This window comes from Psychroflexus sp. MES1-P1E (assembly GCF_002836055.1).
In the GTDB taxonomy this organism is placed as follows: Bacteria; Bacteroidota; Bacteroidia; order Flavobacteriales; family Flavobacteriaceae; genus Psychroflexus.
The window spans coordinates 1-6,580 of sequence record NZ_PJBS01000127.1; the positions used below are offsets into that span (position 1 = coordinate 1).

At 30.9% G+C, this 6,580-nt stretch carries 6 protein-coding genes; all 6 read left to right on the forward strand.

Features of this window, described 5'->3' with window-relative positions:
* Positions 1-260 precede the first annotated feature (260 nt).
* The 6 genes from CXF67_RS03520 (at position 261) to CXF67_RS03545 (ending at position 6,459) form a co-directional block, all read left to right on the forward strand.
* On the forward strand, positions 261-1,109 hold the full coding sequence (locus CXF67_RS03520; RefSeq protein ID WP_102087490.1) for an alpha/beta fold hydrolase: 849 nt from the start codon (positions 261-263) through the stop codon (positions 1,107-1,109).
* Complete coding sequence (locus CXF67_RS03525; protein WP_102087491.1) at positions 1,109-1,600, forward strand: RNA polymerase sigma factor; 492 nt, start codon at positions 1,109-1,111, stop codon at positions 1,598-1,600. The genes CXF67_RS03520 and CXF67_RS03525 overlap by 1 nt, the downstream gene beginning before the upstream one ends.
* Positions 1,590-2,138: a hypothetical protein gene (locus tag CXF67_RS03530; RefSeq protein ID WP_102087492.1), complete on the forward strand. Its 549-nt coding sequence runs from the start codon at positions 1,590-1,592 to the stop codon at positions 2,136-2,138. The genes CXF67_RS03525 and CXF67_RS03530 overlap by 11 nt, the downstream gene beginning before the upstream one ends.
* Before the next feature lie 497 nt (positions 2,139-2,635).
* Positions 2,636-2,776 carry an XRE family transcriptional regulator gene (locus CXF67_RS18620; RefSeq protein ID WP_257984577.1) on the forward strand — a complete coding sequence of 47 codons (141 nt, stop codon included), beginning with the start codon at positions 2,636-2,638 and terminating at the stop codon, positions 2,774-2,776.
* A gap of 79 nt (positions 2,777-2,855) precedes the next feature.
* On the forward strand, positions 2,856-4,082 hold the full coding sequence (locus CXF67_RS03540; RefSeq protein WP_102087493.1) for a DNA cytosine methyltransferase: 1,227 nt from the start codon (positions 2,856-2,858) through the stop codon (positions 4,080-4,082).
* 1 nt (position 4,083) lies between these two features.
* Complete coding sequence (locus CXF67_RS03545; RefSeq protein ID WP_102087494.1) at positions 4,084-6,459, forward strand: ATP-binding protein; 2,376 nt, start codon at positions 4,084-4,086, stop codon at positions 6,457-6,459.
* The last annotated feature ends 121 nt before the right edge of the window (positions 6,460-6,580 follow it).

Consider the following 6,580-nt stretch of genomic DNA (forward strand, 5'->3'; position numbering starts at 1 on the left):
TTATTAAAATGCTAACTTAAGCCGTATATAATTTATTGCTTCTGCTGGCTAAGACGATGATCTTTTCACACAATTCACTATGTTGTAGTTCGGAAAATGAATCGTGTCCTTTTACGCAACTAACCATACACGAGCACATTGTGCAACATTTAGACCAACCATTATCGAAGAATAGATTGACCTTATTTTATGTCACTTTTAAAATAAGATGTAACATTTTTTGATTTCCGCATCTAAAGGGAAATCAAAACTTAAAAACAATGAAAAATCTTATTTTATTATTAGTCTCATTCGTATTTTCTTTATCTATTTATGCAAAAAATGAAAGTCAACCTATCAGTGTAGAAGTTACAGGAAAAGGTAAACCTATAGTATTAATTCCTGGCTTTACAGTTCCTGGAGACATTTGGAATCCACTTGTAAAGAAACTTGAAAAGAATTACGAATGCCACATAGTAACATTAGCTGGTTTTGGAGGAAAAGAACCAATAGAATTCCCTTGGTTACCTAAAGTCAACGAGTCTCTAAAAAAATATATATTAAAAAATGATTTACAAAATGCTACCATAATTGGTCACAGTTTGGGCGGAACAATTGCCACTTGGCTTGCTGCACAAAACGATTTAAAACTTTCTAAAATAATACTAATTGATGCGCTTCCTGCTTCTGGAGCATTGATGATTCCTGATTTCAATCCTGAAAACTTGATTTATGAAAGTCCATATAACAATCAACAACTAGCAATGGATGATGTAGCCTTTGAGCAAACTGCCACAGCAATGTCGAAAGGTATGAGCCTTAAAGAATCAGCTCGAGAAAAAATTAAGAACTGGATACTAGAATCTGACCGAAAAACATATGTTTATGGATATACAGATTACCTTAAATTAGACCTTAGAGAAAATTTAAAAAACATTTCGATTCCAGTTACTATAATTGCAGCGTCACAACCATATGGTGAGGAAATGGTTAAGCAAACTTATAAAAATCAATATGCAAATTTAAAAGATTACAATTTTATTATAGCGGAAAATAGTGCCCATTTTATAATGCTTGACAAACCTGAATGGTTTTTAAAACAAATGCAAACGATATTATCATCTAAATAATGATTACAGAACAAGAATTTACTAACATCTATAATTTACACGCTTCTAAAGTCCACAGGTTATGTTTAGGATATGCATCAGGAAATAATGAGCTTGCAAAAGAATGGCATCAGGAGACTTTTATAAAGGTTTGGAAACATAGAAACTCATTTAAAGGAAAATCGTCTATTGACACTTGGATTTATAGAATTGCAGTAAATGTTTGTTTAGGTGATTTACGTAAATCAAGAAAAAGCATCACTATTAATGAAGACTTATTGTCAAATAGTAGCTATGGTGATAACAAAAACGATGATGAAAAAAATATCAAAAAAATGTATCACTGTATTGACCAACTAAATGAGCAAAATAAAGCATTGATATTATTAGGGCTAGAAAACATACCACAAACTACTATTGCAGACACTGTTGGTTTAGCACACGGAACATTAAGAACGCGCTTGAGTCGTATTCGAAAATCACTTTTAAAATGTATCACAAATGGAAAATGATAACTTAAATAAATTATGGGATATTCAAGCTAATGATATATCAAACTTTAATCCCAAAGAAATAATCACAAAAGCAAAGAAGCAACGTAACAGTCAATATATCAGCATCACTGTTATGTCGTTAACAGTGATGGTATTGATAATCTATGCTTTTTATTATGCATTCAGTCAATGGAATACCTTTAATCTAGGTTTAATTCTTATGATTTCAAGTCTTACATTCCGAATTGTCTTGGAGTTTCATTCGTTATATCGCAAAGAAAAGCAACTCATTTCGATGACTCAAAAATCTTACCTCGCCTATCTGAAAAAGTATTACAAAACCCGCCAAATTATAAATTATGTTATTACACCAGTCTGTATAACAGTTTACATATTTGGATTTTATTTGCTATTGCCTTACTTTAAGGAGTACTTTTCTAATGGATTCTATACTTACATTATAGTTTCAGGGGTTATTTCTCTTAGTGTTGTTATTGTTATTATTGTTAAAAGCACTATCAAAGAACAACGCTATTTAAAACAATTGCATAAATGATAAAAATATCAAATAAAGTAAAAAAAACGTTGCACAATAACTAAGCATATGGCGTGCCGATAGGCTAGCGCTATATGCCTTGTTGACTGATCCGGATTCGATAAGGGGGAAGACGATGGTTTTTGTGTGGGTACTAAAATGAAGAAGCCTTATAAACTAGCAATAATCACTATAATTTTGATGATATGAAAACAGCCTACAACATCTAGTATAGCCAATAGCTTCTCTGAGCTAAACCGAGAGTATAGGTATATTTAGAAACTTAAAACATGAACTGAAAGGTAATCTTGTATTTGCACGCTACTGGCCATACTAGAGAACCGTTACCTGCAAGCTGAAAAAAAGAGCCACCACACGTTCAAGCACATTTTATTTTGCTCGTGCCTCACAAAATAAAAAGAGCTTTCACTTCCCCACCGCCACCCGAATGAAGATACCCTCTAAAATGTAAATATTATTAGTAATAAGTTATCATATTTGCGTAAAACACAAACAAATTGGCTAAATTGGAAATCAACAGAATTAAAGTTGCTCTTACCGAAACCAGAAGAAAGAAAAAATGGTTAGCAGAACAAATAGGTAAAGACGAATCTACTGTTTCTCAATGGTGTACAAGTGCACGACAACCATCTTTGTAGAACTTGCTTAGAGTTGCAAATGCCTTAGAAATAGACATCAGAAATTTACTTTATTCAACTAACAATTCTGAAAATTAATATGAGCGAAAAGAAAACATATATAGACCTATTTGCGGGTTGTGGTGGACTTTCACTCGGACTTTATAATTCTGGCTTATGGAAAGGTCTATTCGCTATTGAAAAAAGCCCAGATGCATTTGAAACTTTTAACCATAATTTAATTGAAAATAATAATCACTTCGATTGGCCAAATTGGCTACCAAAATCCAACCACGATATTAATGCAATAATCAAAAACTATCCCAATGAACTCAAATCATTAAGAGGTAAAATTGATATGGTGGCTGGTGGCCCACCTTGCCAAGGTTTTTCTACTGCTGGAAAAAGAAATGAAAATGATTTACGAAATAAATTAATCAAATCCTACATAAGGTTTATTCGTCAAGTACAACCAAAAGTTATATTTTTTGAAAATGTAAAAGGTTTTACTCAAAAGTTTGATAAAAACAAAATTCAAGGAAAAGTATATTCGGAATATGTGAAAAGCGCATTAGAATATACTCCAAAGGATGGTAAATATTTAGGCTATAAAGTTGAAGGTCGACTTGTCGATTTTTCTGAATATGGCGTTCCACAAAAAAGAACTCGTTTCATTTTAGTTGGAATTAGAAAAGATATAGTGAACAAAGCAAAACCGATAGACTTTTTTGATTCATTAAAAAATGAAAGAGAAAAATTCCTTGTAAACAAAGGAATAGGGTTGACAAATAGTTTGGAAGATGCGATATCTGATTTGTTAAGAATCAATGAAACAACATCACCAGACACAGCATCTTTTAAAGCTGCTTTTTATAATAAACCTAACTCGAATTATCAAAAACTCTTAAAAGGGAACTATGCAGAGAAAATACCTGATAGCCATAGATTTGCAAAACACAATCCGTCTACTGTAGAAAAATTAGAATATATACTTGAAAATGCTGATAAAAATAAGACTTTATCAGACGATATTAAAGAAAAATTTAATCTCAAAAAAAGAACTATAATTCCCTTGTCTGGAAAGACTCCTACTCCAACAATAACGACGTTACCAGACGATTATGTGCATTATAGCGAGCCTAGAATTTTCACGGTTCGAGAATATGCAAGAATACAATCTTTTAATGATTGGTATGAGTTTAAAGGTAAATATACAACTGGAGGGAAAAGAAGAACTCAAGAGGTTCCCCGTTATTCACAAATTGGTAATGCAATTCCTCCGTTATTCGGTGAACAAGCAGGAATAACAATTAATAGCCTTATTTAATATGCAAAAACCTCTTCAGTTTAAAATTAGTTCTGCATTAAAAAATATAATAGGTAGAGACTTAATCACAGATGATTTTATTGCTGTTTTTGAATTAGTTAAAAATACTTATGACGCTCACGCCACTAAAGTACAAGTAGTTTTCGAGGACATCTATACAGATAAAGGCAAAATCATAATTAAAGATAATGGTAAAGGAATGGGCTATCAAGACTTACTTGATAAATGGCTTTTTGTTGCTCGCTCATCAAAAATAGAAGGTGACGAAGAAGATAGTTATAAAAATTTCAGAGATAAAATTAAAGTAAAGAGAACATATGCTGGAGCTAAAGGAATAGGAAGATTTTCCTGTGATAGATTAGGAAGTGAATTATATCTTGAAACAATAAAGGATGAAAAAGATGCAAAAATAGAAGCTCTAATAACTGATTGGAACAAATTTGAAGAAAACAGTAATAATGAATTTGTAAATGTCAGTGTATTACACGAAACAGTAAAGAAAAGTTCTTACGGAATTGATAAAGGAACAGTATTAGAGATTTCAAATCTTCATAGCGAATGGGATAGAAAGAAATTTGAGAGGCTAAAGGATTCATTAGCAAGACTAATTAATCCTTCAACAATTCAAGATGGAGACTCCTTTAAAATTTTTCTTTCAGTTGAAGATGAAATAGATGGTGATTTAAAGCAAAGTAAGAAAAACAAAAAGGATTTTGATAGAGGAAAATTAGATGAAACAGAGATTGATTATTTTCATATAATTAATGGTGAAATTAAAAATCCAATTTTTGAAGCTTTACAACTAAAAACTAGCTACATAGAGTCCGATATTCAAAAAGATAAAATTGTTACTACTTTATTTGAAGGTGGTCAGTTAGTTTATAAGGTTGCAGAAAACAATCCTTTTAAGGATTTAAATAATATTCATTATTCAATTTATTTTTTGAATCATTCTGCTAAACTAACATTCGCAAGAAGAATGGGAGTAGACTCGGTCGAATATGGTCATATTTTCGTTTATAAAAATGGATTGAGGATTTATCCATATGGGGAAAGAGGCGCAGATCCTTTTAAAATGGATAATAGAAAAGCTCAAGGATATAGTAGATATTTAGGTACTAGAGAAGTCTTAGGTTATATTTCTATTAACGGAGATAATAATAATCTAAGAGAAACATCAAGTCGTGGTGATGGCTTCGTGAGAACTAAGTCTTATGAAAGTTTAGAATCTCAGTTTTACGAAACCGTAAAGAAATTAGAAAAATATACCATTGAAATTACAGATTGGGGAAACTTTTTATCTGATAATGATTATATTAATATAAACGAATCATTTATAAAAAACGAAGGTAGAGACAATGAAAGAGATTTTAATGTCAATGATAATTTAAGTCAACTAATTTCAAATTTAACTAATTCTAAATCTGTTATTAGTTTTGAGATAGCTCCTAATATTTTAAGCCTTTTAGAATCAAAAAGTAAAGACTCTGCCGAGAAAATATTAAAAAGTATTTCGGATTCATTAGATGAAGCTGATTTTGACAAAAAGGAAGTCAAAAAAACAATAAAAAATGTAGAGAAAAAACTTTCTGATTTAAAGAAAAGTAAAGAGGAAGCAGAAGAAGAAGCTCTAGAAAAGCATATTGAAAATGAAGGTCTTAAAGCGGAATTAGATAAGGAAATTGCTAATCGTTTGTTTAGTGATTCTGTCATTGGAAGAGAAAAGAAAGACCTTTTAAGTCTGCAACACCAAATAACACATACTGCAAATAATATTTCCTGGTCACTAGACAAACTAACAGAACTTATAGAAAAGGAAGAATCAAAAGGCAAACTTTTGAGTCGAGTTCAAAATATAAGTTTAGAAGTTCAAAAAATAGTTAGCTCTTCTCGATTCGTTACTAAAGCTAATTTCAGTACTGAAGCTAGTCGAATTACAGAAGATATCGTTAGCTTTATTAATCACTATATTGAAAATATATACGTTCCTAACGACTCATATATTCATTCAAGGAATGAGATAAAAATAAACATCACAACCCCAAGGAATCTTAAAAAAGTAATGAGTTTCAGACCTCTTGAAATGACTGTCTTGCTTGACAACTTATTTGTCAATTCAAGGAAAGCTGATGCAACCAAAATTGATTTAACTTGGAGTAAGACCAAAGATAATATCGTATTGAATTTTAGAGATTATGGTAATGGAATTCCTGATGATATTCTTAGTAAGATATTTAATTTTAAATTCAGTACAACAGATGGTTCAGGCATAGGATTATATCACACGAAAAAAATACTAGAAAAATATAATGGAAATATTATCGCCTTAGAAAATATTTCTGAAGGTGCTGAATTTCAAATAACATTACCAATATGAAAATAGATTATAAGGTTATATGGATTGACGATAAGTTTGAAGAAGAAGAAAGCCCGTTTACAGACATTAGAGATTATTTGGTTGATTATTTAAAAACGGAGCATTATTTTCAGGTGGATAT

Excerpts from the sequence above, each read along its gene's own strand:
- CXF67_RS03525 (WP_102087491.1), top strand. The coding sequence starts at position 1,109 with ATGATTACAGAACAAGAATTTACTAACATCTATAATTTACACGCTTCT.
- CXF67_RS03530 (WP_102087492.1), top strand. The coding sequence starts at position 1,590 with ATGGAAAATGATAACTTAAATAAATTATGGGATATTCAAGCTAATGAT.
- CXF67_RS03545 (WP_102087494.1), top strand. The coding sequence starts at position 4,084 with ATGCAAAAACCTCTTCAGTTTAAAATTAGTTCTGCATTAAAAAATATA.
- CXF67_RS03520 (WP_102087490.1), top strand. The coding sequence starts at position 261 with ATGAAAAATCTTATTTTATTATTAGTCTCATTCGTATTTTCTTTATCT.
- CXF67_RS03540 (WP_102087493.1), top strand. The coding sequence starts at position 2,856 with ATGAGCGAAAAGAAAACATATATAGACCTATTTGCGGGTTGTGGTGGA.